The organism is Streptomyces sp. TRM68367 (assembly GCF_014495685.1).
Lineage (GTDB): Bacteria > Actinomycetota > Actinomycetes > Streptomycetales > Streptomycetaceae > Streptomyces.
This window is the reverse complement of sequence record NZ_JACTVI010000023.1, coordinates 102,685-105,722: the sequence shown is the minus strand read 5'-3', so window position 1 is coordinate 105,722 and position 3,038 is coordinate 102,685. Positions and strand designations below refer to the sequence as shown.

The following is a 3,038-nucleotide window of genomic DNA, read 5'->3' as shown; positions in this document are numbered from 1 at the left end:
TCGCCCGGGGGAATCTCACCCCCGGGCGACCCGACTACAGGTGCCGGTTGAGAATGCCTCAGACCACCATGGGTGGGTTGCCGAGCCGGGCGTGTCCCTGGCGAGGGGTCCCGGTGGTTCTGTCCGAGTGAAGAGCGGAGCCAGCGCACAGCTCAAGGCGACACTACTACGGCAGCTGTAGATAGCTCTGCCTGCTGCGAGACCCGGGAGACGTTCGCGCGGATGACCCGGGGCATGCTGATGGAGCTCGAGGACGTCAACTGCTGGAGCCTGGCAGAAGCGATCGGTGAGCGGGGCCCGCACGGCCTGCACCATCTGCTGTCCCGTGCGGTGTGGGACGAACAAGCGGTGCTGGAGCGGACGGCGGCCTGGGCCAGGTCTACGGAGGGCGGGGGTTGCGTACCGCCTGCCGCGAGCTGGGCCTGGGCTACGTCGTGGGAGTGCGCTCCAACCACCAGGTCGCCACCCCGGCCGCGAAGCTGAGCGTGGCCCGGGCCTGTAGGGTTCCAGAAGTGACGTACAGCATCTGACCAGGCACTTTGCGACTCCGGGCGATCACGACAAGCTCGGACCCCATGGCACTGCGCATGCTCTACCTGGTCTTCCTCCGACTCCTCGGACTGCTCCTGCTGCTCTCCCGCTCGCAGCAGACCAAGGACGCCGAGCTGCTCGCGCTGCGCCACGAGAACGCGGTGCTGCGCCGCCAGCTCGGCGTCCGGCCACACCTCACCTGGCCGGACCGCGCAGTGCTCGCCGCCCTCGCCCGGCACCTACCCTCCCGGCTGCGCCGACACCGCCTGTTCACACCCGGCACCTTGCTCACCTGGCACCGGCGACTACTGCGCTGGAAGTGGAAGCAGAAACCCGCACGGACCGGCCGCCCGCCGATCTCCGAGGAACTCACCGCCCTGATCCTGCGCCTGGCCCGCGAGAACCCGACCTGGGGCTCAACCCGTATCCAGGGCGAGCTGCGGCGCCTGGACCACCGCGTCGGCGCCTCCACCATCCGACGCATCCTGCGCAGCGCCGGCCTCGGCCCCGCACCCAGACGAAGCCGCGGCGCCCCGACCTGGCGCGAGTTCGTACGCGCCCAGGCCTCCGGCCTGCTCGCCGCCGACTTCTTCCACGTGGACACCGCCGCGCTGACCAGGCTGTACGCCTTCGTGGTCATGGAGGTCGGCACCCGCACCGTTCACATCCTCGGCGTCACCGCCCACCCGACCGCAGCCTGGGCCACCCAGCTCTCGAGGAACCTCCTCGCCAACCTCGCAGACCGCGCCGCCGGCTTCCGCTACCTGCTACGCGACCGCGACAGCCGCTACACCCAGGCGTTCGACGCCGTCTTCACCGCCGACGGCATCGAGATCCTGAAGAGCGCGCCACAGACACCGCGGATGAACACCCACGTGGAGAGGTTCATCCACAGCGTGCGGGCCGAGTGCACCGACCGGATGCTGATCTACAACGAGCAACACGCACGGCGTGTCCTCGCCGAATACGCCGAGCACTACAACTCCGGAAGGCCGCACCGGGCCCTGCACCTTCGCGCACCAGCCGACGATCCGGACGTCATCCCCTTCCCCGCCCAACACATCCAGCGCCACGACGTCCTCAGCGGACTCATCCACGATTACCGCGACACAGCCTGACGAAGATCACGACAGTCTGGCGAACGCCCAGCTCAACGCATGTGCGGGACTTTTGGCACCCAACAGGGCGCAGGTGGTGTCGTTGTCCCTGCCGAGAATCTCGTCCGTGCAGGTCAGGCCGCATGCTGGTACTGGTGGAGGGTGCCGCCGAGGCGGTCGTGTCGTCGTATGTCGAGGTGGGCGATGGCGTCTGGGTCGGTGATCGGTGTGGGCAGGGGGCGCAGCGGGCGGGCGTCTGCGATGCCTTGGTGGGGCCGGTGGGAGTTGTAGTGCTGTTCGAACTCGCGCAGGGCGTGGAGCAGGTGGCGCTGGTTCCAGACCAGGGTGCGGTCCAGCAGTTCGCGTCGGCAGGTCTGCACCTGAGCGCGTTCATCCGCGGCATCCGGATCCCGCTGAGTACGACCTCGATCCCCGCATCCTCAAGGACGGTGTCGAACAGGGCGGGGTACGTCCCGTCGCGGTCGCGGATCATGAACCGGGCCCGGCAGCCGGTGTCCTCGAGGTCCATGACAAGGTTTTTCGCGGCCTGCGCCACCCAGGAGGCGGTCGGGTGCGCCGTCGCGCCCAGGACGCGGATGCGCCGACTGGCGTGCCCGATCACCGCGAGCACGTACAGCCGTGCCCCGGTCAGGGTGACCGTTTCGAAGAAGTCGCACGCCAGCAGGGCAGCAGCCTGGGAGCGCAGAAAGTCCGTCCAGGTGCTGGAACCCCGCTCGGGTACCGGGTCGATCCCCGCCTCCTTCAGGATCTCCCACACCGTGGAGGCGGCCACCTGCACCCCCAGGACCAGCAGCTCGCCGTGGATGCGCCGGTAGCCCCAGCCGGGATTCTCCCGCGCCAGACGCAGCACGAGCACGCGGATCGAGCGCACCGTACGCGGCCGCCCCGCACGCTTGGGGCCGGGAACGGGCCGCGTGGCGGCGCGCGATGAGGTCGCGGTGCCAGCGCAGCACGGTGTCCGGGCGCACCAGCAGCCGCACCCTGCCCAGCACACCGCGCGGGAGCCGGTGCAGCAGCGCGGCCAGGAACACCCGGTCACTCGGGGCGAACCGCACCCGATCCCGGCCGAGCTGGCGTTGCAGCACCGTGAGTTGATGACGCAGCGCCAAGATCTCCGCGTCCTTGTCCTGGGTGCTCACCGGCAGCAGCCGCAGCAGGGCGAACACGTTCGCCACACCCAGATAGGCAAGTCGAAGCAGCACGACAGATCATCCTGCCGGGGCACTCACCAGGTGCCCAGAGCACCCGCCCAAGCGCCCGCGCTCGACACCATCCGTACACCAGCCCCCACCAGGACGGATGAGTTTTTCGGCAGGCGCAGGGGCCCGTCGATGAATTAGTGGGTTTCTTGCGGTAGTTGGGCTTGTTGATGCGGCATGGGTCGCTTTC

General features: G+C 69.1%; 2 protein-coding genes and 1 pseudogene. 2 read left to right on the top strand and 1 reads right to left on the bottom strand.

Annotated elements, in window-relative coordinates; translation table 11 throughout:
- Window positions 1-395 precede the first annotated feature (395 nt).
- Window positions 396-530, top strand: coding sequence for a hypothetical protein (locus tag H8R17_RS46870; RefSeq protein ID WP_262505318.1), 135 nt, complete (start codon window positions 396-398; stop codon window positions 528-530).
- A 45-nt stretch (window positions 531-575) separates the two neighbouring features.
- Window positions 576-1,649 (top strand): integrase core domain-containing protein, encoded by a 1,074-nt coding sequence (locus H8R17_RS17735; RefSeq protein WP_187824163.1) that lies wholly within the window; start codon window positions 576-578, stop codon window positions 1,647-1,649.
- 113 nt (window positions 1,650-1,762) lie between these two features.
- Here H8R17_RS17735 and H8R17_RS17730 read toward each other — a convergent pair.
- Window positions 1,763-2,851: pseudogene (locus tag H8R17_RS17730) on the bottom strand (integrase core domain-containing protein).
- Between the last annotated feature and the right edge of the window lie 187 nt (window positions 2,852-3,038).

Excerpts from the sequence above, each read along its gene's own strand:
- H8R17_RS17735 (WP_187824163.1), top strand. The coding sequence starts at position 576 with ATGGCACTGCGCATGCTCTACCTGGTCTTCCTCCGACTCCTCGGACTG.